This window comes from Bradyrhizobium macuxiense (assembly GCF_007993935.1).
GTDB lineage: Bacteria > Pseudomonadota > Alphaproteobacteria > Rhizobiales > Xanthobacteraceae > Bradyrhizobium > Bradyrhizobium macuxiense_A.
The window spans coordinates 194028-219485 of the sequence record NZ_VITY01000011.1 but is presented as its reverse complement, the minus strand read 5'-3'; the positions used below and the strand labels follow the sequence as shown (position 1 = coordinate 219485).

The 25458-nt window shown below is 58.7% G+C and carries 18 protein-coding genes; 12 read left to right on the top strand and 6 right to left on the bottom strand.

What is annotated here, in order from left to right:
* Positions 1–230: 230 nt before the first annotated feature.
* From FBZ93_RS27600 to FBZ93_RS27585, 3 genes are all read left to right on the top strand, one after another.
* Positions 231–1040 carry a class I SAM-dependent methyltransferase gene (locus FBZ93_RS27600; protein WP_167529240.1) on the top strand — a complete coding sequence of 270 codons (810 nt, stop codon included), beginning with the start codon at positions 231–233 and terminating at the stop codon, positions 1038–1040.
* Positions 1041–2411: 1371 nt separating this feature from the next.
* Positions 2412–3530 carry a branched-chain amino acid ABC transporter substrate-binding protein gene (locus FBZ93_RS27590; protein WP_146990234.1) on the top strand — a complete coding sequence of 373 codons (1119 nt, stop codon included), beginning with the start codon at positions 2412–2414 and terminating at the stop codon, positions 3528–3530.
* 59 nt (positions 3531–3589) lie between these two features.
* Complete coding sequence (locus tag FBZ93_RS27585; RefSeq protein WP_146990232.1) at positions 3590–3826, top strand: hypothetical protein; 237 nt, start codon at positions 3590–3592, stop codon at positions 3824–3826.
* 179 nt (positions 3827–4005) lie between these two features.
* On the opposite strand, the gene FBZ93_RS27580 is transcribed toward FBZ93_RS27585, so the two are convergent.
* The 6 genes from FBZ93_RS27580 to FBZ93_RS27555 all read right to left on the bottom strand — a co-directional run bounded on the left by FBZ93_RS27580 (position 4006) and on the right by FBZ93_RS27555 (position 12487).
* A complete protein-coding gene (locus FBZ93_RS27580) occupies positions 4006–4458 on the bottom strand; it encodes a hypothetical protein (RefSeq protein WP_146990230.1) in 453 nt (150 codons plus the stop codon).
* A gap of 1057 nt (positions 4459–5515) precedes the next feature.
* On the bottom strand, positions 5516–7030 hold the full coding sequence (locus tag FBZ93_RS27575) for a transposase family protein (protein WP_146990228.1): 1515 nt from the start codon (positions 7028–7030) through the stop codon (positions 5516–5518).
* A gap of 231 nt (positions 7031–7261) precedes the next feature.
* Entirely contained in the window at positions 7262–9316 is a 2055-nt protein-coding gene (locus FBZ93_RS27570; protein ID WP_146990226.1) for a hypothetical protein, read from the bottom strand.
* A 246-nt stretch (positions 9317–9562) separates the two neighbouring features.
* Complete coding sequence (locus FBZ93_RS41980; protein WP_433995450.1) at positions 9563–9844, bottom strand: DUF7694 domain-containing protein; 282 nt, start codon at positions 9842–9844, stop codon at positions 9563–9565.
* Between the two features lie 119 nt (positions 9845–9963).
* Positions 9964–10155 (bottom strand): hypothetical protein, encoded by a 192-nt coding sequence (locus FBZ93_RS41125; protein ID WP_146990222.1) that lies wholly within the window; start codon positions 10153–10155, stop codon positions 9964–9966.
* A 1075-nt stretch (positions 10156–11230) separates the two neighbouring features.
* Complete coding sequence (locus FBZ93_RS27555; RefSeq protein ID WP_246667678.1) at positions 11231–12487, bottom strand: DUF3422 family protein; 1257 nt, start codon at positions 12485–12487, stop codon at positions 11231–11233.
* A 1936-nt stretch (positions 12488–14423) separates the two neighbouring features.
* Here FBZ93_RS27555 and FBZ93_RS27550 point away from each other — a divergent pair.
* The 9 genes from FBZ93_RS27550 to FBZ93_RS27505 all read left to right on the top strand — a co-directional run bounded on the left by FBZ93_RS27550 (position 14424) and on the right by FBZ93_RS27505 (position 25178).
* On the top strand, positions 14424–15377 hold the full coding sequence (locus tag FBZ93_RS27550) for a LysR family transcriptional regulator (RefSeq protein ID WP_246667665.1): 954 nt from the start codon (positions 14424–14426) through the stop codon (positions 15375–15377).
* Positions 15378–15600: 223 nt separating this feature from the next.
* Positions 15601–15744 (top strand): hypothetical protein, encoded by a 144-nt coding sequence (locus FBZ93_RS40780; RefSeq protein ID WP_167529239.1) that lies wholly within the window; start codon positions 15601–15603, stop codon positions 15742–15744.
* A 1251-nt stretch (positions 15745–16995) separates the two neighbouring features.
* Positions 16996–17340, top strand: a complete 345-nt coding sequence (locus FBZ93_RS27540; RefSeq protein ID WP_146990218.1) for a hypothetical protein — start codon at positions 16996–16998, stop codon at positions 17338–17340.
* A 900-nt stretch (positions 17341–18240) separates the two neighbouring features.
* Positions 18241–19710 carry an acetyl-CoA carboxylase biotin carboxylase subunit gene (locus FBZ93_RS27530; protein ID WP_146990216.1) on the top strand — a complete coding sequence of 490 codons (1470 nt, stop codon included), beginning with the start codon at positions 18241–18243 and terminating at the stop codon, positions 19708–19710.
* Position 19711: 1 nt separating this feature from the next.
* On the top strand, positions 19712–20215 hold the full coding sequence (locus FBZ93_RS41120; protein WP_208764066.1) for an acetyl-CoA carboxylase biotin carboxyl carrier protein subunit: 504 nt from the start codon (positions 19712–19714) through the stop codon (positions 20213–20215).
* A 1-nt stretch (position 20216) separates the two neighbouring features.
* A complete protein-coding gene (locus FBZ93_RS27520; RefSeq protein WP_146990212.1) occupies positions 20217–21824 on the top strand; it encodes an acyl-CoA carboxylase subunit beta in 1608 nt (535 codons plus the stop codon).
* A 935-nt stretch (positions 21825–22759) separates the two neighbouring features.
* The gene (gene trpD / locus FBZ93_RS27515) at positions 22760–23785 is read left to right on the top strand and encodes an anthranilate phosphoribosyltransferase (protein WP_146990210.1); all 1026 of its coding nucleotides are present in this window, start codon (positions 22760–22762) and stop codon (positions 23783–23785) included.
* Between the two features lie 3 nt (positions 23786–23788).
* Positions 23789–24604, top strand: a complete 816-nt coding sequence (gene trpC, locus FBZ93_RS27510) for an indole-3-glycerol phosphate synthase TrpC (RefSeq protein WP_146990208.1) — start codon at positions 23789–23791, stop codon at positions 24602–24604.
* Positions 24605–24986: 382 nt separating this feature from the next.
* Positions 24987–25178 (top strand): hypothetical protein, encoded by a 192-nt coding sequence (locus tag FBZ93_RS27505; RefSeq protein ID WP_146990207.1) that lies wholly within the window; start codon positions 24987–24989, stop codon positions 25176–25178.
* The last annotated feature ends 280 nt before the right edge of the window (positions 25179–25458 follow it).

The window sequence follows — 25458 nt, the reverse complement described above, 5'->3', positions numbered from 1 at the left end:
AGCTTGTATTTCCTCTCCGCCTCTCGGCGCGGTAAGATCTGCGAGCGCCCACAGGCCCTAGTCGACCAGTTACCGAATGCCGCAGCCGCCCTCGTCAACTAGCATGTCTAGTAGTTGATCGAGATGGAGGACTCCTAACAAGCTAGATGCGATAGCAGAGCTCAAATGGGGCTAGTAGTTCCAATGCACCGACCTTCATGCACGATCGTTTCGGCAAACGGAATGACGCGATGAAAGAAGCGGTTGATGATCGCGTATTGGCCGCAATTGATCGGCTAGCAAAATCCTCTAGCGAGGTCGCCAATGCTTTGTTGACAATGCTTAACAAGCAGGACGTTGCAAATGAACACCTGCGCAAGCTTGTAACCGCTGCGGAAATGTACGGCCTACCCAGAACAAACCATAGCTTGTTTCGTACTTTGTCCGCGATTGCGCAGGAACAAGCCATTGAGATAATCCGCACAGAAATGGCGGACGCTGTGTTTTTCGCCGATCATGATGAGTTTAGGTTTGATGCCTTGTCAAAAGCGGGTACGGGTGTTGCCCTCGAGTTCGGCGTCTATAGCGGTTACACTATCGGCACCATGGCCGAGCGATTTCCAGAGCGGAAGTTTTATGGCTTCGATAGCTTTAATGGCCTCCCGGAGCGCTGGAACGGATACCTTCCAGTGGACTTTGATCGTGGAGGCAAGGCGCCTGACGTTCCGGAGAACGTAGAGCTAATTGTTGGTCTGTTTGATGAGACGATTCCGGTGTTTGCTCGGCGCGAGCTACCCGTTGCATTCATCCACGTCGATTGCGACATATACTCAAGTACGAGAAGCATCTTTACCGGGCTCAAGTCTCAGATTCGTCCGGGATGCGTTATCGTGTTTGACGAATATTTCAACTACGTAGGGTTCGAGAAGCATGAAAGATTAGCTTTCGACGAATTCATCCGTGAGACCAACTATGGTGTCAATTGGATATCTTATTCGGGGCAACAAGCCGCTTGTCTACTGACGAGAGGGGCCGAGGGGCACTTCCGTCGAACTGATTGAAGAGCTGGTTGTCATCGAAATGCGTTTCGGGCTAAGGGCATTGCACCGAAGGCACGCGGTGAGCGCATGCCAAATCGGGATCGATCCAATCAGCTGTCCAGGTTAGCTAGGGCTAAAGATCAGATATAGCAGGATCACAGCTGCGACGGCCGTCCGGCTGACTACCGTTGCGTAAGCTGTTACGCGCGTCGGCATTGGGCGGCATCTCCTGTATGAAGCAATCGAACGGCACGCCAAGAGCGGCTTCGTAGATCAGTCGATATGAAACCCTGTGCCGTGGGTCTCCCATAACCCAGGATGCATTCCCCTGTGAAGTTAGAAATAGTTCGAAAGCCAATAGAATAATCATGACGTTGCGATAGCGACACATCCAAGTGTCCCTTGCCCGCCAGGTGCTCTCGTCGCGATTGCAAAGCGGCCTTCAGTAAGCCGCTAACCCGGAGTACCAGCGATGGCTGAGCGCAACGCTGTCTGTGGCCAGGGCTCTGCCTAGATCGATAATGTCTCGTCCGCCCCTCCAACTTACCCAGCACCAAGAATCCGGTGCCGGGTTAGAGGAGACCTATTTGTGCGTGCCGTACTGATTTGCCGTGCGTGGGTTCCGATATGTGCCTCCTCTGTGAGACGATCCCATTCCGCCCAAGTAAGAACCGCCGTGGCTGGAGGTGTGGTGACCTCCTCCGTAAGAGACGCGCCCGCCGTGGCCGCCGCCTTTCGCCTGCGCAAAGGATGTCGAGCACACCAGGACCAGTACGAGGATTGCTATTCGTTTCAAAGTAACTCTCCCTCAACGTCTCACCTTCGAGACCACGAACACTTCTTCTGAAACTCTCTGCCTAACACGGAAGTCGCGCTACTAACACACCTGACGTCCGCATTGCTCGCGTGCTCGCACGAGCAACGGACCTGGAGCTAGCGGGCAGTCTGGCTCAAGGCAATTCCTACATGGTTTTCAGGCAGCCGATCACAGGAAACGACGCGCTCTGTACGCTACGGACGGACGTATCGCTGTTAGGAGCCCGCAATTCGTCTAGTGTTCATAGCTGGCAACGATGTGCGTTAGCTTGCGGGGATCGATCGTGCTCAACAAGGGAGAGACAAGTCGAACGCATTCTAAGCTACGCTCCGTTGCGCGGGTGACTTTCTCCCCTGCGCATGCATCCCGATTCGGTGTCTTGCTGGCGCGACGCGGCGGAGGCCAGACTGCTCTCGCGTCGGCCCAAAGCAGGGTCATTTTGCGGCACATCGAGTGTGGTTTGATGGGCCATCGTGACGTTGTCTCCAATAGCTTCTTGGCACTGATCGCGGCGGGGCTCGTGCTGCTGTGCTTGAGCCTGCTCGCCTTTGCCTATACTTTGTGAGGACCATCCCATGAAATCATTCAAGCTGGTCGGCCTGGCGCTCAGCGCATCTTTCGTGCTCTCCACAGCGGCATTCGCGGACGACCTCACCATCGCCGTTGCCGGGCCAATCACCGGCGGCGAGTCCGCATTCGGCCGACAGATGAAGAACGGCGCCGAGATGGCGGTGGACCAGATCAATCCTTCCGGCGGCGTGCTCGGCAAGAAGCTCGCGCTCGACGTCGAGGACGATGCCTGCGACCCCAAGCAGGCGCGCTCGGTCGCGGAAAAGATTGCCAACGCCAAAATCCCGTTCGTCGCCGGGCACTTTTGCTCTTCATCGTCGATCCCGGCATCGGAAGCCTATGCCGACGGCGGCGTGCTGCAGATTACACCGGCTTCGACCAACCCGCTGTTCACTGACCGGAAGCTGTGGAACGTGGCGCGCGTTTGCGGCCGCGACGACCAGCAGGGCTTGGTCGCCGCCCAGTACATCACGAAGAACTTTAAGGGCAAGAACATCGCGATCCTCAACGACAAGACCACCTACGGCAAGGGCCTTGCCGACGAGACAAAGAAGGCCCTCAATAAGGCAGGCATCATCGAGAAAATGTACGAGTCTTATAATAAGGGCGACAAGGACTTTAACGCGATCGTCTCGCGTCTCAAGCGTGACAATATCGAGCTTGTCTATGTCGGCGGCTATCATCAGGAAGCCGGGCTAATCCTGCGGCAGATGCGCGATCAGGGCCTGAAGACCGTGCTGATGTCGGGCGACGCATTGGCTGACAAGGAATATGCCTCGATCACCGGCGCCGCCGGCGCGGGCACGCTCTTCACATTCGGACCCGACCCCCGCAAGAAGCCAACGGCGGCTGCGATCGTCGACAAATTCCGGGCCAAGAACATCGACCCTGAAGGCTACACACTCTACACCTACGCTGCGATACAGGTGTGGACGCAGGCGGCGGCCAAGGCTGGCACCACCGATCCGAAGAAGGTGATGGATGCGGTCAAGGCAGGCTCCTGGGACACTGTGATCGGCAAGCTGGAATATGACGCCAAGGGCGACATCAAGCAGCTCGACTATGTCATTTATAAATGGGACGATAAGGGTGGCTATGCTGAGGTGAACCCAAAGGGTTCCTGACGCGTCCCAACCCGACACAAGACGTTGGTGTGTGACGGCGGAGTTGGGGCGGTGATCAAATGCCGATCAGTCGATTTCTCCAGGGCAGCAAGCTAAACCCGGAAGAAATTGAGCGTCTGAACTCGGCCTACGTACAGACGCTGCGTTCGCTTGGCTTGGTTGATCGTAACGACCCTATCGCAGAACTCGTCGCAAGGAAGATTCTCAAGATCGGAGCCGCAGGTGTTCGCGACCCGGCGGAGATTTCCAAACTCGCCGTCAAGCAGCTTGGCATCGTTAGACCGCCATCGCTCTAAAGCCAGCGCGGCGGGCTCGCACGTATGGTTGGTTTTCCCTGGGACGCTCTGTAAACTCAACTCGGCACGCACAACCTACGGGCGTCGATCCTCTGGGATCGGCGGATCGTGCTGCAGCTGTGTGGCACTCTGGAGGCAATAAAATCAAACCTGGCGTGATGTGCGATTGAGTCGAGTCCTTAGGATCGCTCCGTTTCGGATCCACGATCGTGATTCACGTCAGATTGACACGACTCGGGTGCGGACCGCGGGTGGCGCCGCCGCCGCGATTTTCCTTGAGCTCGCCGACGCGCGTTCGGCGTAATCGGTGGGACTTCGCGAACGGCGCTTGCAAACTCCGGAGCATCTGAATCGACGGCTGACGACGGCTCGGCCACACGGGCCTGGCTCTCCATGTATTCCAGCACGGCACGTCCCTTCTCGGTGAGGTGCCAGCCGAACGCGTCGCGTTCGACAAGCCTCATCGCAAAGATGTTCAGATCAGACACCCGGGCGGCAAGTCGCCTGGTGCGCTCGGACCAATCCTTGCCGCTCTTGGCCAAAATGGCCATGTCCCGCTTGAGAGCGTCGAGGCTGGCTACGCCATTCGGATAGCTAACGAGAAGCTTCAAGATGGTGACCTGAAGATTCATGGCCACTGCGTGCGAACTAAAAGAGAAGGCCAACGCATGCAACATCACACAAAAAATATGACAAACAATGTGCCTCAAGAGCTCGTACGGAACAAGCCCGCCCGTGAACGCGGACAGAACGGGGCGTAGGCCTCAGACGTTTGCGCACAGATTGCTTAGCTGCTTCTGTGAGGCTGGAATTTGGACATACGTCCGCTTGGAGGGCTTGGGTCGTAGGTAGAGCCACAGCCGATGATCTCGAAGTAGGTCGCGAGTGAGCCGCCGGAGTGCGCTTTACTTTCGCGCAGCTGGATACGGCTGGATGGCTTGGCGGCCTGCGCTGCGGGGTGATTCGCCCGATCGGACGTATTGGCGCGTCATTGAGGGGAGAAATACTGTTTGGTCGTACCTGCCTGTGGTCACGTCGACGCGTTGCCGATGGCCACGAACGACGTTGCGCTCACAAGGAACAAACTAGACCTGCGCCTAATGCGATCGTCGCCGGCGAGCAGAATGGTAGATCGGGCTGATCGGGCTGCCGTTCGTGTTGGGACGCCAACGACGCCGCTCATCGTCTTGCCATCGCCGCTACTCGCTAGCTTCTCCCATTTTGTCGCTCCGTCGCGTCCGACAGTGAGCCCAGCAGAAGTTGAAGCGGCGCAAGATGGAGCGGACGCGCTTCTAACGGACTACGCGAAGGCGCGTAAGAGTTTAGCCACGCTTCTCCCCGTAGAGACGATGCAGCGGGCGTCTCGTGGTGCGTTAGCCTGTAGCCTCGTGTCTTTCGTTCAGCGCGGTCCATCAGTTTCCGGAACTGCTCGTATGGGCCAGGCTCGGAGCGGGCCGGCCTATTTGCTGATCCGAACCGCTGCGATCCAGGCAGAAATGCAGGATGACACGATGGTTCGGTGCGCGGCGACGATCAGGGTGAGACCCCGTATTGCCTCACCTATCGATACTCCCGAGTGCGATCGGTTGCCTCATTTATTTTGCTCCCGGCTTGGGTTGAGGAGGAGGCCGGGTGCGGAGATGGCCGGGGTTTCGGAGCGCCCGGCCTCCTCCGCTGGCACCTGGCACATCATGGGGTTGTTGTGACCTCATGCCCCGGCTGCGTTTTCTCCGTAGCAACGAACAATAAGGCGTTTGCTTGCTCGCTGCGCCAGGATTTAAGCCGACGTTGAAGCGTTCGTAGAAGCTTGTTCGGATAGGCTCCAGGATATTCCACCTGCAACCGGGAGAGCAGTTCGCTACCAGTCCGCCATGGCTCGGCTTCAAACCATTTTCGCAAATCTAGCGTTGCCCGGATGAGCGGGTCAGGACGACGCCGGCCTCTTCTCGCTTTCACGATTGGCCGATCCGTCGGTCGCATAGCACCGTCCTTCCAGGCGGTTCGTAGGCTTGCCAGGAAGAGATCGATCGATGGCGATGCCGCAGCAGGATTGGCGATTGGCTGGGTATCCGCGAGCGCCGCGAGGCGTTCCTGCGCGCCGCGGATGTCGCGCAACAACGCGACCGGGTCGAGAGCGGCATAGATTTCTTGGAGACGGTGGCGAACCGCGTCGGGCGTGCGGGCGTCGGCGGCCAAGCGCTGGTGTGGCGTTGCCGGCGCGCTGTATGTCTTGCGCACACGAGCACCGTCGCGCTGCTTGGCCATCAATTTGAACGAGGGTTGGAAGAAGTTCACGAACAGCCGCGCCGATCGATAGAGTTCAGCCAGCTGCTTGGCCGCTTCCAGGCCCTCGAACCGACGATAGCCGACCATCCTGCGCACGACGGCGCCGTTCTTCTGCTCGACGAACGCCTGGTCGTTCTTCCGGTAGGGCCGGCAGCGCGTGAAGACGATGTTGGCCGCATCGCAGTAGGCTTTCAGCGTCTCATTCATGAACACCGTATCATTGTCCGTATCGAGGCCGACCAGCGCAAAGGGCAATTGTTTGCGCAATTCCGTCAACACCGTGCTCAACAGCGTTTGTTCGCGCACGATCAGAGGAGCGCACTCCGTCCAGCCGGTAGCAATGTCGGTGAGCACGAGGGTCTGGATGAAGCTGCCGCGCGCCGATGGACCGCTATGCGCTACAAGGTCAGCCTCGACGAACCCCGGCGCCGGATCGTTCCAATCTGCCGACGTTCGTATTGGAATACTGCGACGCAACGAGTGCGTCGCGTGCCGTCGGCGCTTGCGACCTAATCCTTCTCGGACCCGCGCCAATGCGCGGTCGATCGTCGCAGCGCTCATTGCCAAAAGTTTGTCGCGGATCTCGGGGGCAAGGCCGAGGTGGCCGTGCCGTTCCATCGCCTCGATCAGCGCAGGCATTAACGCCTTCAGCCGCTTCCCGCAGATCCGGTCTGACGCCTCCCAAAGGAGCACGAGCGCGTTGTGTTCTGCCTCATTATAGACCCGGCGTCGCGCCCGCCGGCCTGGGCCTGCGTCTTCCTGACCTCGAAGAAGCCGCATCGCATGCTTGCGATGGAATCCGGTGATGCCGACGAACTCGTCCAATATCCGCGACTTCTTCGCGCGATCCGACGTCCGATAGCGCGCGCCCGCCGCCGCCGTCAGTTCCTTCCGCGTCGCCATGCTTAGCCGCCCCACCTTCGCCCCCGCTCGTTCCCGATCCAAGGGAGCAATTTACGTGAGGCAACGGCTTAGCATCCGGTAACAATTAAGGTGAGGCAATGCGCTGATTGTCGCGCTATAGGTTCGGGCACGTCCGCCCTGTACGTCTCGAGCTCTAAGCCCGCAGACGGCTTGCTGCGCATGGCGCGATAAAAGCGAACAGGATGAGAGCGCTATTCCATCGCTAAAGCCCAACTGCCTCGATCTTCAGCCACGTCGAGGATGATGGATAAGATAGACGACGCAGCTTTGATCAGAGCTCAACAGCCAGTTCGGATTGCTCGACCGTATGTTCAACTCAGCCGTGTAGCGCTCACCATTGATTAAGAATTCTGTCCTCCAACGGCGCCGCAGGGTCGGCAACTGCCCCCAGCCGTCCAGTAAGTCCATCAGCTCCTTCGATACCTCTTGGCCGCCGTTACCCCATTGGCGGTGGTCCCAGGCCCGGCCGACGAACCTTCCGAAATCCTGCAGCCCGCTGCCGTCGATGACGGACGATACCCCGACCGCCCTGGCAACAGACGAGGGGCCGGCTTCTTGGTCGTCCCCGCCCCGAGCCCCACGGGAATCGTACGGCATGGAGGATTCCCCAGCCTCAATGGACGATGAGGGAGGGATTTGATCCCACGGGATAAGTGGCGACGCCGGCTCGGTACCACCACCGTTCCATGGTGAGGCCGGCTCGATACCAAATGGTGGAAGCTCGTCGGAAGCCCCGTCCTGCGGCGCGCTCTGTTGGGACGACGGCGCCGCAGAGAACGATATCTCGGCCGCGCGTGATGGATACTGAGGCTCGTCACGCAACCTGTCAAAATTCAGACCGCTATCGTGGTCCGGCAATGATTTCAGATCGCCAGAAGTCGCATATGGCTGCGCAGCCCCGGCCGGCGACGATGTCCCTTCAACCACCCCGGAGGAACCGCCGATGCGCCCTCCCGCTGGCTCGCGGGGTGCCATCCCGAACGCGTTGGGCCCAGGGACGAGATCAATGTTAATGCCTTGCGGATTGTATGGGGTCCGCTCCCTTATTCCTGCCGCCAACTGCGCTGTGTACGGCCGACCATGGATGCTCACATCGCTCGGTTGGAACTGCACCGGCAGTTTGCCGCTTTTGCGCAGTTCACCGATCAGAACGTCCGGCGCCGGCTCCCGACCCGGTTGCCAGCCCGAGCCGAGGATATATCCGAAATCCTCCGCTGGCAGGTCTCGACCGAAACTCGAGGACGGCTCCGCATCCCTGGCAGGTGACGATGGTCCGGCGGCTTGATCCCTCGGCGGAAACGCACCATCGAGGCGTCCCCCGGATGGGGGAAATACCCGCAATGCGCCGCGCTGTGGAGCGCCTTCCCGGGCTGCCTTATTTTCCAAGAATGGCCTCACCAGTTCATAGTCCTGCTCACTCAAGGCCAAGGCCTCTGGCGATCCCGCAGCCCTTGGCGACGCGCTGGGCGCCGCCCGAGCGCCGTACACGGATGATGACTCCCCAAGCCTGTCCGGCGGCAATGGCCCAGGGACATCCGCCGTCGGTGCAGCTTGAGCACCGTCACGTGACCCGTACGCCGGACGTGCATCCGGCACCGTAACAACATGGTGCTCTGCACCGGTCCCCGCGGTCGGCTCCGCATGCTCGCGGCATGCCCCTCGAAGGCGCCTCAGCGCGGCAGTGATCTTGGGATCATAAGCCTTGTAGTCATTAGCATGCTGCGTCAGCGTATCGTCGTGCAGCCGGCCAGCCATCGGCTCCTGGTTTTGCTCTTGGAGCCAATCACTGAAATTGCGAAGCACCGAAGCGTAGTCGCTGACAGTGTTCGGTTGCAGAGGCGAGGGCGTCCCCCTGAAGGAGGAAATAAGGCTCTCGTCCTCAGCACACCTCGCTTTCAGATGGTCGCCGGGCTTGGCGGTACGGCGCTCCACCGGTGCTCCGGCAACGACGTCCCGAAGGCGGGCCAACGCCCTTTCGAACGAAAGAACCTCCTGCGCATAAAGCCCCAGCTCGTTTGTATGGGCATGCACATCGGTATCCAGATGATTAAGCCGACCAGCCATTGGCGGTCTCTCAGCGTTGCGAAGCCAAGCGCTAAATCTTCGCAGCGAGTTTGCCATCCGTCGAACGTAGTCATCGGCGAGGTCACCCTTGCTGGCTTCCTTTTCGAAGTACGAAATAAGTGCCGCATCAATTTCGAAGTGAAGCGCCTCCTCCTTGTCATAGGGCCTATCGGGCGAGTTATGCTTTTGTTTCTTATGCGGCGGACTGCCTGTCATAGTCCATCTCCGATTCAGGCGAGTCTGTGCTTCAGTCACTCGACAGCAAGAGGTATGCCAACAACCGTGCTAAGCCTTGAACGATTCGCACGCGAACGCCTTGCGCCACTTCCAGTGTCATGTTGCTGCTGTTTTCCTTCCGAACAGCAAACGTCGAGAGGCAAGCGGCGGCGGCCTCCGTGATCACGGATATTCTCCCACTGACGGATCCAGGATGACGGAAGCCGCGTCCGCCGATCTAGGCTATCACGACATCGCGCTCATCTGCGCAAACAACATTGCAGCTTCGGATGGCCCAAGCCCAATGATGCCTACAAAGCTCGGCGGCGGCATCGGAATGTCTCGATGAGTTGGCTTCCAGAGATGCAGGCAATACCGGCTGTTGTTCACGTACCGCGAATGAGGCGGATGCAGCTGCATCGCGCATTCCTCTTCATCCCAGAATAGGTCTTTGACGAAGGACATCTCTTCCCAGTTCGGACAACGCCGCGAGGTCGAGACGGACACTTGCTCCCAGCCTGGGCGCACAAGTCCGCTGATCTTGAGCTCACAGCCGCAAGGCCCTTGTACAAAGAATAGGCCACAAGGACCTGATCCAGGAGCGCTAGCGAACCGGCCATATCGCACTCGGCCTGCCTCCAGTTTTTCTAAGATCTGCGAACGCACTTCCCCTCCTTTGCCTCGCGAATAGCCTTGAAATCGACGTAAATGACGTTGTTTCGGGACTCACTAAGCGGCGCCATCTGAGTCTTCGACACCACGTTCCGGTACCATTCTCCAGCTTGCACTAACTGCTGCATTTCGAACAATCTGCTGAGCAAGCCGCGGATGTCGATCATCTCTTGTCCTCCACTGCACCCCTTCGAACTATCAAGCGGCGACCATCCGCTGAAACGGTGTCAGCGGCACGCCTGAGCAGCGCATGCCCAATCCATCATCGCCGGACCGCGCGCATCAGCTCCCGCTCGCATCAGCTCGAGCTCGTCGCGAGTCGGCCTGCCCTTTTTGGTTTCAGCATCCAGGCTCACCTCTCTTTCGCCCCCGCACGACTTTGTCCCAGCCTGCCGAAGACGCATGACTTGGTCCTCGCGATTGGCAGGGATTGCATTAACCGCCTCGAAGAACAGCCAAAGAGGGCCTTTGCCGTCCCCTCTGCCAGCCCGCTCGGATGAACGTCTCGGTTATGAGCGAGCCTCATGCGAATAGCTCGGAGCAATTGATTATTGCTCATTGATGGCGGCTAAGCTGGCGTGAAAGCGAGCCTCCGCTCGGGCGCGGGCAGCGGACGAGCGCGGCGGTCACTTGCGTGGCTTGCTAGCTGTCGCTTGTTGCTGCACGCGTCCAGCGCTCGTGGAAACCCTTCAGCACATGACGTAGCTGCGTCACCAGATTTGTTGATCGCTGATGCGTCGACAATCGGTATGCTCAATATGATTGTATCGACTATTCTTCGTCAGTGTGTTCTCCATTGTAGCTGGCGAACCACCGAGCGCCTTCAGCGATTGAGGACTCCCAAAGGCGACGTTGTCCGATACTAGCTCTCTACTTAACATTCTAGTCCATCAGCCCTCGCCGCCCGCCGCAGCCTGTAACAACGCCAATGAGTCATCTATGTGGCCACATGAACCAAGTTTGCGCCGAGAGCAGGATCGAACTCGCATTCGCCGCCGCGACGGGTCTGGGGTTAACAGCCACACTCGGCTCGCGCTGCCCGCGCACCGGTACGTCAGAGACGCCGGCCATCTGGCCTAATGAAAACCGTATGTCCGGTCGGGTCGTAAGCGTTTGCCAGTTCCCCGTCGCTACGTCTTCAAGTGGGGGAACGATTCAATGAACGCGATCGTTGAAACGAGTCTGCGAACGTCGTGAGGCAGCCGCCGTAAGCTAGCTCAAGGAACTTCGTTCGCTGGCTACTCAGGATACGTTGTCGTGCTTGAGGTGCCGCTTTCGAACATTGTAACTCACTATCCAGATCACGCCGATCGCGATTGGCACGAAGATTGCGGTTAAAAAAGAGGGGTCTACACGCAGTCCGACGTCTTGCGCCCCCTTGGCGAGGTAGCCGAACAGGCTGACTACATAGTATCCGATCGCCGCGACCGATAATCCCTCGACCGTGCACTGCAGCCGAAGTTGCTGTCTCGTACGCTCGCTAATAGCGTGCAGAAGGTCACGATTCTGCTGCTCGATCTCGACATCGACGCGGGTTCGCAACAGATCGGCCGCGCGTACCAGCTTGACCGACAGACTCGCCTGACGATCTTCCACGGTCGCGCAGGTCCGCATGGCTGGCGCCATGCGGCGCGCCAGAAAGGACGACCAAGTCGGATAACCCGCGACATCGCTGCCTTCAATGATGGACAGTCGCGATTGGACCAGCTCATTGTAGGCCCTGCTGGCGCCAAAGCGAAACAGGCTGCCCGTCGCGCCTCTTTCGAATGAGGCGGCCAGCGCCGTCAGTTCGGCAAGCAGGCGGTTGTTGAATTGCAGCCCCTCTGAGCCCTGCATTTCCTCCAGCGCCTCAACAAGACGGCGATCGATGCGGTCGACGGACGGGGCAAGCTCAAGGGCCGCCGACAGGCCAAGCAGCGCCAAGGGACGGTAGGTCTCGATTTCTAGGACCCGCTGGACCAACGCACCGAGATCATGCGGCGTCAACCCGAGGTCGCAGACAAGGATCCTGGAGAATCCCTTTGCGTCCACGCGAAAGTCTGAGGCCACAACGCCCGTGGCCCCCTTTGTGGCAACCATAGCGAGGCTGCTCTTGTCAAAAAGCTGTTCAGCACGTTTGGTCGGCGAGGCGCCCTGCTCCACTTCCAACTTGTTTGCGACCAGTAATGGTCCGGCTTGCCGCAAGGCGCGGATCAGCGATTGAACGGTATCATCGAAATCGTCGAATTGGCGAGCCTCAGGACCATTTGCGGCACTCCAGATCCAGGTGAATGTAGCAAATTCTGAATGCTGCTCCCAGCGTAGCATAGCAGGTCCGATTACGATCTGATGATGTTTCGCCGACGGTTCTGGCGGCGGGAGGTTGTGCTGATGGCAGAAATCGACAAAGCGCTGGCGATCGCTGGCGGCCGCTTCGCCCTGCGCGAGAAAGGCGAAGTGAATCACGCTGAATGGCGAGACAAGGCGCGTGAAAGGGCGCGCGTGCACTTCATTGAGCACAGCGTCGCGTTGCGGATGCAGCTTGAAGGTTCGCAAGTCCAATTCATCGAGCATGTACTGACGCCTCACTTCAGAAATGAGCAAGCAACAGCGAGCCTCGACACGAGCGGCTTTGGCGATACGGGAAACGGGTGCACCCGCGAGCCGCAGATCGAAATGACGCCAATGATCAATGCAGAGGCCACCTTCAGCTCGTGAAAGTCGCCTTACGAGAGCGCGATCAAGGCTGGCAAATTGAGCCCAAAACGCATACTGCATTGCCGATTGCTCAAATACGGCTCCCATCCTGTTGCAACGCCGTCTTGCTGGCGCGCGAACGCGGTGCAGGATTTGGGCCAGTGCTGAAGCAGCGGACACTCGTTTTCTTTGCTATTCGAAGATGTCGGCGGCTGGTTTCCGGCACGACGCACGCTCCTTTTGACCACAGCGCGCGTGGCTGTGTACAGCATACGGCGCCGCCAACTTGAGCAAGCTAACCGCGTCCGGCCGTCGCCAAAGCCTCGGACAATCCGACAAGGTCGAGGAGGCTTGCAACAGGATGCTGAAATCTGACGAAGGAAAAACTGACGTGAGGTTAGAGGCAGACCGCGCGTTGCGATGCCCGCCGCTTTCCGTGGCGCCAGGCCGGCAAACGTCGCAGCATCTGTTGATTGCAATCCAATGGAGCGGACTGCTCGATGACTGACAGGCTGGTACGGCAGACGGGCTGTCCCGGACGCCTCCTCAATGTTTGCGGACCCTCGCGCGGTACAGGCCGCCAAACAGTGTAACCGCAGATAAGCGAATTTCAAGAAACGTCGGCGTAGGGCTACTTGGGACCGGCTGCCTTGCACCAGCCATGACCGGTTAAAGACGTCGATGTAGGGAACCGGACGCCTCGCTGAACCGTTCCCGCGCGCGCCGGCAAACATGGCTCTCATCTTGGGCGATGCGCAGCAGTTCTCGTCGGTGGCACGCCGATTGCTCAGATGGAAAACGTTCGAGCCGAGAGGCGGTATGCCGCTGTCCTTTAGCCATGACCGGCGGCATCGAGCAGATGTTCGTCCGGCTTGGTGACTTCATTCTGCAGTGCCCCTAGCCATGGCTCTGCCGACTAGCGCAGTGCAAGAAGGTGTATGGATGACACATTGGCGCACTTCAAAGCAAGCCATGTTCGAGAATGACAAAGCCGCTCGCACGCCAGGTTCTGGGGGGTCACAGGCGCAGAGAGCCTGGAACTTCTGGCCGCTTGCGGCGCTCCTTCTTAATGCGCTCCTTTGGGCCGGGATCTGCTGGCTCGTCGCGATATTATCGTGATCGAGATGTCGTCGTCGAAGAGGCAAGCCTGCGCACAGGTAGGCGCGATAGAAGGTCCGGCAGGAACGACGAATCCGACGTACGTCGCTGGATAGCGTGCCGCTGAACCGCTCCAGGGCGAGACGACTTATGACGCCGCCCTATCGAGTTTGGTGACGTCGAAGGCGGACCAGACTCGGCATTGTTACGCAAGCAGAAGCAGTCAGCGCCACCCTGATTGGGTGGCTGGCAGAGCACCAAGCATCAAGAAGAGCTCGATCAGCGGACTTGCACTTGCGTGAGTGCGCCTACAAGACTCCTGCATGGCAGCGTGCCTACGTTCAAATGGTGCACCCACGTTTGCCCTGATCACGATGACCACAATCCGCGATTCACGTTCGATTTTCCCCATGACCAACTGTTGCGCGAGAACAAGCATCATCCCGGGCAGCGTTGTTAGGTCCTCTCTCGTTCGCTTGCATATGGCCAGCTCAAATTGGCAACCGGAAGCATAATTCCGAACGGATGCAAGCTTGGTTGATCCTATTCGGACGAAACGAAGCACTATGATCCAACGGGCGGATTGAAGATGCGATGTGTACGTTACGTACATATCTTTTGCTGTCAGCAGCCACTCTACCCGAAATCTGGTCGTGCTTTGTTGGCCCCGTATGATACTGAGGCTGCAACTTTAGAGCTGATACAGTTCGTCTTCACGTTGCGCGAAATAATGCTCCGAGCACTGAACATTCCAATTGACGCAATCCGCACTATTGTAGCCATAGCCGAGACGGGCAGCTTGTCGAAAGCCGCAACCAAGCTCGGACTTAGTCAGCCCGCCGTCAGCGCTCAAGTTAAGCGGTTACAGGGGCTTATTGGCGGGCAACTGTTCGTCAAAACCGCGAATGGCACCACCTTCACCGATCTGGGCGAACTTGCCCTCCGGCAGGCACGGATAATCCTCAACGCGAACGACCAGATGCTCAGGCTTGGAGGTGATGAGCACGCATCCGTGCATCGCGTAGGCCTAAGCAGTCTTTTTGCTCAAAGGCTTTTCGAGCGTGCCGGGAGGAGCGATTTTTCGGATCTGTCTATACATGTCGATCAATCTGGTGCCATCCGCAAGGGTTTGATCGAAGGCTACATAGATGTAGCCTTCATTTTCGCTCCTCATGTCGATCATGAACTTGCGAAGATCGTACGTGAACAGCGAGCATTCCCGGCGATCTGGGTTCGCTCCCGCGACTTTGTTCTCAGTCCGGGCGCTCCTATCCCAATAATAACGCTTCCTGGCCAGGATTGGATGACTGGACCGTTAGACAGGATGGGATCGGCTTACAAGGTCGTTCTTCACACCTCTGACTACTTGGTAAGGCTGACGGCCGTACGTCTTGGCATCGGTTTGACCGCACTGCCATCCTTCTCCCTGCCCGACGACTTGATTGAATCGCCCGACTACTATTTGCCTCAATTGTCCGATCTCCGAGCTGTGATATGTGCGAGGCCAGGACTGCGAGGTGACGTTGCGACCAGACTTGTAAAGCGGATCAAAGGACTATTTGACGACCACATCCTCGACCCACCAGGTAAATGCGGATTGAGTAAGGGACTCTGAGATCGTCGATGACCGGGTGCATCATGGCAGCCAACGGGCAACAACGAACGTGAGCGTTGCACTCGGTGCAGGAGGCGGCGCCAAGACTACCCGGGCTTCATCCGAACGCCGGCGAAGTCTGCAACGGCACGCAACGCACCGGGCAGGCTGCGCTGCTGCTGCTAAGGTCGGGCAAACTGCTCACAGAGCAAAGCTCTCGGCTAAGGCAAGAAGCCAGACGGCCTTGCCATGGCCAACCGACCAACTGTTCAAGCATCAGTTCGTGCAGGCGCTCAACCGCAATGACAGTTCCACCATCTACGAGGTCTCGGTAACGGGCTCCGCCTTCTGCTCCGCCTCCGACTACCGCACCGCCGCGTTCCGGTGAGTACCTCTAGCCGGCCCAGCTTGGATTTCCGTGCAGTCTCTATGTCCGACAAGGGTGTAAGCCCAGCAGATATGCGCTCGGACATTCGCAGCACGTAGCACCAAGCGGTGGCGTCCAAGCGAAACCTACCGTTCTCCACGGCTGAGAAGATGGAAACCCGACGCACCTTGCTGGAGACAATGTGCGCCGGGTCGGTTGGAGCGTTGGTGCGACACAGCACTGTCTCGACCTCGCTGCAGCGAATCGTCTCAACGCTCCCCGGTTCTCGAGCAAATGTCATGCCTGGCTGCCAATCATTCTAGCTGACCGAGCGGCAGCCCGATCGGATTCCGACGGCGGGCGCCAGTTTGTTGCGCACCACCGGAACTCCGATCTCAGACCGCACCAACAGGTCCCAGCCAAGCGATTGACACAAACGCTCTTGCCGGCGAGCTGCATTCAAGAAGCAACGAGCATTAGAAGTGTTGACTAGACTCTGGCTCGCCGTCGCTGCCGCTCGATTGCCACTCTTGGGCACGTCGAGCTAACTTGTCGTACTCTTCGGCAATCTTGAGAAGCCTATCTCTTGACTTGCCGCATGCTAAGGATTCCGCTTTGGTTCGCGTTGCTTGCGCGCGACTTCGCCAGTGGTTGGCATCGTAGAGTTTGCTTTTCAAGTTCATGGCGTCAGCATGCAATCCATAGATCAAGGGAATGCGACACACGCTCTCCGTATATGTACGTAATCCGCTCGTCCGCGAACCGATCACACTGCCAATTGTTTCGCACGCTCCCAATATCGCTTTGCTGTCATCGGCTACCAACAGTCGATGCAAAGCGCGCAGACCAGCGGACAATATGCAGGCCTCGAGACACTTCAAATCCGGCTCTTTCTGGCCCAGACGCTGATCACAAAGCGACAGTTAGCGCTTCCGTTTTCCGAAGAAGAAGGGTAGCGGCTCCGCAACGCCTGAATTGATTGCAGCAGATCAAACGAGTATTCCGACCTCCCGCACGAGTAAGTCCACGACGCTTGCGCTGCCGCAAATCACGCGTGCTTATGGCTCCATCAACGTGAGTGAAGCTCTCCAGTGAGGTAAGACATTGCCTTGCAATCGTGCGCCTGCGCCCGGATCTGCAAGCTCGATATATTCACAGGCCCCTTCAACGAGGGACTTGAATCGAACGTAGCGTAAGATTGTACGGTCCTCGACAAGTGAGGAGCACCTCAGACACACGAGAAGCTTGCTCACAGGTAATGGGGAATTGCAGATGTCTCAAAGTTCCAAGCTTGCATCACGACAGTCAGTTGCGATTCTCGGGTCTTCTACCGAACTCGGGCTGCCCCGCGCACTGGATAACATGACCGTCAACCCGCCACTGAAAGACGACGATCGCGTCAAACTCGAGGTGCGCCATTCTCTCCTCAGCGCCTCGGGGCCTGCATTGACGGATGGAACACGTTGCATTGCAGATGGCACGGGCAGCTCTTCAAACGAGCTGGATCGTAAGCCAGAGTCCTTCTCCGACCGTGGTTCGCACGCGTCGCTCCTCGATGGTTTGCTATTCTCGGTCGCGTACGATCTCGGCGAGTCACCTAACGTCGTCCGCTCTTGAGCGCTTCACCGCTGCTACGTCTCCCACAAGTATTCATTCCGCGTCGGCGGCTACGGGCTCATCGGCCGATTGCCCGACTCCCGGCCGGAGGCTGCGGGTATGTCACAACCTAGGCCAGCCTCGAGATATCCAGCAATGGGAACGCCAACTGCACGATCACTGGAAGCTAGCAGCTCAATTGCTCAGTCAGTCCAGCTGCGGTGCTGCGGGAGGCTCGCGTAGTGCGGTCTGGTTTTAACAACGGCTCATGCTGACATGTCGCATAGAGATGACTAGCGCAGCCTGTTGTTGAGTTAGCAGATACGAACCGCGCTTCTGCGGCCATTGATCCTTCGGTTCCGACCTGCTTCCGGTAGACGGGTCATATCGCGCCCTGCGCAGGAACAACAACACCGGATAACAGACGCCACGAAGAGGATATTATGAATCAAACGCAACGAGCACACTGGGTTTCACTCTTCCAGGTCTACCAGCTCGCAACTGTTTTCGTTGTTGCGACGACAGTTCTATGTCCCGAGTGGGCGCTTGCGCGCGACCAATCTCCTACAAACGAGGAAAAAGAGGCATGCATGGACGACGTGTTTCGCTTGTGTAGTGGCCACATACCTGATCGCGCCGCGATCACCGCCTGTCTCAGAGCCAAGCAGGCGAGTTTGAGCAAGCAATGTCGGTACGTAATATCGGTCCGGGATAGTGACAAAGGCAAATCGGATTTCAAATAGGACAACCACCTGTTTCTTAATCGGCACGGGTTGAGGCCTATCCCCTGGCGCGAACCGCAGAGCGGCAATGGCGGATCTCGCATGCCAGCAGGTGAGCCAGAGGAGGCAGTCGAGAGGCGCAAAAAGCCGATGGCCACTTACGGAACACCTTCTTCAGGCGTTGTTCGGACAGAAGCAAATGCACACACTACCCTTTGATACAGTTCTAGTCGCCAACAGGGGCGAGATAGCTGCACGAATCATCAAAACACTGCGCAAGCTTGGGCTTCGTTCTGCAGTTGTCTACCACGAGGTCGATGCGCACACTCCAGCCGTCTCCATGGCAGATACTGCGATTGAGATCAGCGGTCGCTCACCCATCGCAGCCTATCTGGACACCGCGCAACTGATCGCTGTCGCGCACAAGGCTCGCGCTGGCGCGCTGCATCCGGGTTACGGATTTCTCTCCGAGAATGCGGAGTTCGCCAGGGCTGTAAGGAAAGCCGGCATTACATTCATCGGGCCGGCACCCGAAACTATAGAACTCATGGGCGACAAGATCCGGGCCCGCAAATTCGTTCAGTGCAGCGGCTTTCCGGTCGCGCCATCGGCGGTCGACGAAGATGACCCTGAGGAGTTCGTTGTTAGGGCGCGGGCTATTGGAGCCCCTTTGCTTGTGAAACCATCAGGGGGCGGCGGCGGCAAGGGCATGCGGATTGTGCGCAACCTTGATTCTCTGGAAGACGCGATTGAGCAGGCACGTCGCGAAGGTCAGCGGTATTTTGGGGATAGCCGCGTTTACGTCGAGCGATATATCGAAAAGCCGCGCCATATCGAGGTGCAGGTGCTCGGCGACTCGTTCGGAAACGTCGTCCACCTCTTTGAGCGGGAGTGCTCAGTGCAACGCCGCTTCCAAAAGATCATTGAGGAGACGCCCTCGCCAGCACTGTCACCCCAATTGCGAAAACGGATCTGCGAAACTGCCGTTGGCATCGCCCGCGCCGCCAACTATCAAAATGCCGGCACCGTGGAGTTCATTTTCGGCGCGGGAGAGTTCTACTTTCTCGAGATGAACGCTCGCCTACAGGTTGAGCATCCGGTGACCGAGATGGTTACTGGCGTCGATCTTGTTGCCGAACAGGTCTATGCCGCCGCCGGCCGGGCGCTTGGATTTTCGCAGTCAGATATCGCCGCGAATGGGCATGCAATCGAGATCAGACTGTACGCGGAAGCGCCCGAACGCGGATACGCTCCGACGACCGGCAAAGTCCTTCTTCTCGAGTACCCCGATGGCGTACGGATCGACAGCGGCATCTTGCAAGGCCAGCAGATCACGACGGCGTTCGATCCCATGCTCGCCAAGATCATCGCGCACGCGCCAACGCGGATAGAGTCAGCGCTAAAGGCGCATCGCGCGATCCGGGAGATGATTCTGCTCGGCTGCGAGACAAACGCAAGCTTTCTCGCGCGCATACTCGCCGACGAGGCATTCCTCGGAGGAGAGATCCATACCGGATATCTTGAGGAACACCCGCAGATGGCAGCGGACAATTTTGCTTTCGGCTTATCCGCATTTCTGGCTTCCGCCGCTCTTCTGACGAGGCCAGTTCGCGAATCGGCCGACGCTGTGCCCCCGCTTCACGCGGCGCTGGGCCGCTGGAGGAATTGACGTGTATCACTCCTTCGAGGTTGATGGTGTAGATCATCCGGTATGGCTTTCAGCGTCCCAGGACGGCTACCGTCTCCACCTGGGCGACCAAGTGATTGCCCCGGTCGGGTTCGCCCACCATAGCAATAGTAGCGGCATCTTGACCATTGCGGGGGAGAGCGAACCGGTCCGGTTCGTCATCGACCGCGACATGATTCACGTGCACATCCGTGGTCGGACGCGCACCTTTCGCTATCGCGATCCGTTGCAAACGCTGGCTTCCGTGAGTCAAGAAGCAAGTTCCCTAGTGGCACGCGCGCCAATGCCGGGCGTGGTCGTCACGACCACGGTCTCGCCCGGCCAATCAGTCACCGCTGGCATGGCGCTTATGATGATTGAGAGCATGAAGCTGGAGACCATTATACGCGCTCCGCAGGATGGCGTGGTCGACCGAATTCACTTCAAAGAAGGCGAGAGCTTCGAGCGAGACGCCCCGCTGGTCACGCTCTCGAAGGAAGGACGTTGACATGCAGCGGATCACTTCTGTAGTGGACGTCAACTCGCAGGAATTTCGTCACAACGAGCTCTATAACAGACAGCTTGCAGCCGAATTGAAGGAGCGGCAACGTGCTGCTCGATTCCACCGACCCGAGCGAGAACTGGAGCGATTGCGTCGCCAAAACAAGCTGTTTGTTCGTGACCGGATCGAGGCCTTGCTCGACCCTGAAACTCCGTTTCTCGAGCTTTCGACCTTGGCCGCTAACAAGGCGTACGATGGTGAGGTTCCTGGTGCAGCGCAGGTCGTCGGCATCGGCATCGTCGCCGGTCGCGAGGTAATTGTTCACGCGGATGACGCTAGTGTAAAGAGCGGCGCATGGTATCCGCTCTCTGTTAAGAAGATCGTGCGGGCGTTGGACATAGCGATCGAGAACCGTCTGCCGGTCGTTCATCTGTGCGACTGTGCGGGTGGCTTCCTACCTTTGCAAGCGGAGTTCTTCGCGGATCGCTACTACGCGGGTCGAATCCTCCGTAATCAATCCATTCTCTCCAAGATGGGGGTCCCGCAAGTCGCAATTGCGATGGGCCATTGCACGGCTGGCGGCGCCTACGTCCCCGCACTTAGCGAATACAACATAGTTGTCGAAGGCACAGGAGCGATTTTTCTCGGCGGTCCGCCGGTCGTAAAAGCTGCCACCGGCGAAAATGTGTCGGTCGAAGAGCTTGGCGGCGCAAATATGCATACCAGCGTATCAGGCACCAGCGACTATTTCGCAAGCTCCGAGATGCATGCGATTGCGATCGCCCGAGACATCGTCGCTCGCTTCCATCGTCCCGAGAAGACCTGGATCGACCGAGTCGCTCCGGAGCCGCCATCTTACGATGAGTCTGAGCTGTACGGTATCATTCCCAAAGATACCCGAGTGCAGTTCGATATGCGAGAGATCATCGCTCGCCTTGTCGATGGCAGCCGATTCCACGAATACCAACAGCGCTATGGCACGTCTCTGGTGTGCGGCTTTGCACGGCTTCATGGATATCAAATCGGGGTTCTTGCGAACAATGGTGTACTATTCGGCGACAGTGCGCTCAAAGGTGCTCATTTTATCCAGTTGTGCGACAAGAACCAGACGCCCCTTCTTTTCCTGCAGAACGTCACGGGATTCATGGTCGGCCGCGAATACGAGCGGCAAGGCATCACCAAGCATGGCGCCAAGCTGATCATGGCCGTCTCTGGTGCATCGGTGCCCAAGTTCACCGTCGTTTGCAACGGCTCTCATGGCGCAGGAACTTACGCTATGGCGGGACGCGCTTTTGATCCTCGCTTTGTCTTCAGCTGGCCGCAGTCAACGATTTCAGCGATGGGCGCCGAGCAAGCCGCCGGCGTGCTCACTCACGTCAAGGCGAGACAAATGGCCCGCGACGGTGGCCGCTTGTCCGATATGGAACTGGCAACCATACGCGAGCCGATTCTCGAGGAGTATCGGGAACGATCGAGCGCTTACTATGCTACTTCCGAAATCTGGGACGACGGCATTCTTGATCCCGTCGACACCAGAAGCGCCCTCGCAATTGTGCTGAGTGCTTCGCTAAGCGCTCCGATCGCAGCGCCGGATTACGGCGTCTTCCGAATGTAGGAGCAGGATCCAACACGTCATGTGGATCCGTCCTCCGCTACCTGGGAACCAGGGTTCACTGATGACAAATCCCGCCATCCGCTTGGACGACGCTGCGCGAACGTCGGTGCCGGATCTGCCGCATTATCAACCGCGTCGACAAAATTGCCTTGCCCTTTTGTCAAGCTTGCCGGTTTGGACTGCTGGCACTGGTGATGCTGCGAAGCAGCCTTGGTTGGTCGCGGCCGGATAGATAGCGATGCTTCGATAGTCAGCATGACCGGGACACGGCCGGCAGTTTATCGTCCTCCACGCTGTTACGCTCCTCACGTTGAATTGTTTTCAACTTCCTTTGGCCGGATCGGATTTCAAAGTGCTCCCGTATCGATTCTCGCAAGGCAGCGCGATGAGATTGGCATTGCGTCGCCCCGCCTGAGTTGGGTTGAGGAGCGAATCGATCACGCTTGTCGGACCGAATGGAATGGGGGCTTGTATCTCACGTAACGTCAAGTTGTAGGCTTGCAAAGCAAACCAAGGATCAAGCCACGGGTTCACGGCGGCGCGGCTACGCCAGGGGGACGGTTGCTCCGCTGCAATACCGATATGGATGACGCCCGTTCGGCTCGATGTCCGGACCCGGGATCTTGGACGATTTCATGGTGAACCTGCAATCCGACAAGGAGTGCTCCTAAGGATCAGGACAAAGTGAAGGCGGGTCCGCTCAGGCCTCGCGGAGGTTGAGGATGAACATGGCTGAAGACGCGATGAAGTTGCCGCATGTACTCGCGAACGAAAACGCCGCCGAGACGAGAAGCAGGTTTTGAAACTGGTCGCAGCGGCGCGGATGCAAGGTCTCAGCTGTAGTAGAGGTGAACGCGTTGTATATCGGCCTGCGATCTCACCTATCCGCCCGCCTCGGCTGAGATTGTCAACGAAAGGGAGCGCTATAGCGCACGATGGACGTCCTTAGATCGATCATTGGCAAAGTCGCTACCGGCGCAACGCTGACCCGCGACGAAACCGCTATTGCCTTCGACAGCATGATGTCGGGGCAAGCGACGCCCTCGCAGATCGGCGGGCTGTTGATGGCGATGCGGGTGCGTGGCGAAACGGTAGAAGAGGTGACCGGCGCGGCTTCCGCGATGCGGAGCAGAATGCTGCGCGTGAGTGCGCCACCCGACCCTGTTGACATTGTCGGTACGGGCGGCGACGCCTCGAGCTCGGTCAACGTATCGACGTGCGCGTCCTTCATCGTTGCCGGCGCAGGCGTTCCCGTGGCCAAGCATGGCAACCGTGCGGTATTCTCGCGATCAGGCGCCGCGGACGTCTTGGCCTGCCTCGGCGTGAAGATTGACCTCAAACCTGAAGACGTTAGTCGTTGTGTGCACGAAGCCGGCATCGGTTTCATGTTTGCGCCAGCTCATCATCCGGCGATGCAGCGCGTCGGCCGGATCCGAACCGCGCTTGGAGCCCGCACCATCTTCAATCTCATCGGACCGCTCTCCAATCCCGCTGGCGTCAAGCGGCAGATCGTCGGAGTGTTTTCACGCCAATGGGTGCAGCCCTTGGCGCAAGCGTTGAAGAACCTTGATGCCGAGTCGGTGTGGGTGGTGCATGGCTCGGATGGGCTCGATGAGATCACCCTCACCGGGCCCACCTTCGTTGCCGCACTTGAGGCGGGTACGATCCGCACGTTCGAAGTGACGCCGGAAGAAGCTGGGCTGCCTCGTTGCGGCGCCGAGGCGCTGAAGGGCGGCAATGCCGACGCCAATGCAGTGGCACTGCAAAACGTGCTCGACGGCGCGCCAGGCCCGTACCGCGATGTCGCGCTTGTAAATGCGGCCGCGGCATTGATTGTGGCCGGCCGGGCGACGACCTTGAAAGAGGGCGTCATGCTTGGGCAGAACTCGCTCGATAGCGGCGCCGCGGCGGCGCGATTGGCGCACCTCATCGCAGTCTCCAACGCTCGACCGCCGAGCTGACCGATGTCCGACATTCTGACCAAGATCGAAGCCTACAAGCGCAAGGAAATTGCGGCTGCTAAGCGCGCGTTGCCGCTGCCGGACGTCGAGGCGCTCGCGCGTCTTGCGCCGCCTCCACGCGGCTTCGTCAGCGCGATCCGCGCTAAACACGCCGCGCGTGAGTGCGCCCTGATTGCTGAGATCAAGAGGGCCTCCCCCTCCAAGGGCTGCATTCGCGCCGACTTCGACGTCCCCTCGCTTGCGAACGCCTATGAGGCGGGGGGCGCGGCCTGCCTCTCGGTCTTGACGGACACGCCGTCCTTCCAGGGACATCTCGACTTCATGGTGGCGGCGCGCGCGCAGACGGCTCTTCCGGTGCTGCGAAAGGATTTTATGTTCGATACCTATCAGGTTGTCGAGGCGCGCGCCCATGGCGCCGACTGCATCCTGATCATCATGGCCGCGCTAGATGATGGCGCTGCCCGCGAGATCGAGGCTGCCGCCCTGACCCATGGCATGGACGTGCTGGTCGAGGTCCATGACGGCGCGGAACTCGAGCGTGCCCTCACCCTTCGCTCGCCGATGATCGGCATCAACAACCGCAATTTGCGCACGTTCGAGACTACGCTCGCAACCAGCGAGGCACTGGCTCCGCTCATTCCGAAGGACCGTCTGATTGTCGGCGAAAGCGGCATCCTCGGACCCAACGATCTCGTCAGGCTTTCGCGCGTTGGCATATCCACCTTTCTGATCGGCGAGAGCCTGATGAGACAAGCCGATGTGAACGCGGCGAGCCAACTGCTGCTGCGCGCAACAGCGATTGGGACCGGATGGCAGTGATGACTGGAAACGCCGTTCAAAGAGGCTGGAATAGCTTCGAGTTCTCATCGCAAACGGCATCAAGGCACCGGGGCAGTTCGATAGGCAAACCAGAACTTGCTAGTTCATGGCACCCAATCAGGCCAGCCCTGAGGTGCCATTCGCCTTCATTCCACCCGCGCGCTCGAATCGGCACGCGAAGATGGCGGCGCTGTATGGCTCATCGCACCGCCACTTCCGGGGCGCAGCGACGAGCTTGGCGCATTGGACCAAGCTTTAGCGGCGACGGACCACTGCCAGCGCGCAATATCCGGTGCGAAGCTCTCCACGGAATCACCAACACGCTATTGGCGAGATCAAGGTTCTCAGCATCATGCGCGCTGCGCGTCAAAGGAGACAATCAATGACGCCCTCGCCAATGATGGAAGTGTTCGATTCAATCGCACAGATAGAACACATTGTGCGGAAGTTTCGAGAACTGATCGACACAGACGCATCGATCCCGCCAGAGTTGCGCGGTGTGCTGCACGCGACGCTGGATCATCATCTTCTCGCTGCTAAAACGCGCGTTCTCAACGTTGTCAGAACGCAATAGAGGCGCTGATGCCCTACAACAGAGAGGGGCGGAATCTGCTCGCCACTACGGAAATCGCATCAGTTGGCGTCCGGGCGCCTACCGACCTCGTTCAGGCAACCTGTACCGATCGCGACCTCGGGTTCTCGAAGCGCCTTAGCAGGAGTTTCGCTGCAATGAGCCGAAATGGCCAGGTCCTCGAGGCTGCGGCCGTCGAGCGCAGTTCGGCGCAATGCGGCGAGCCGTTCCGCGCCTTCCGGATTCGTCGTCACTACCGATGCAACGGGATAGTCGTGCCCGG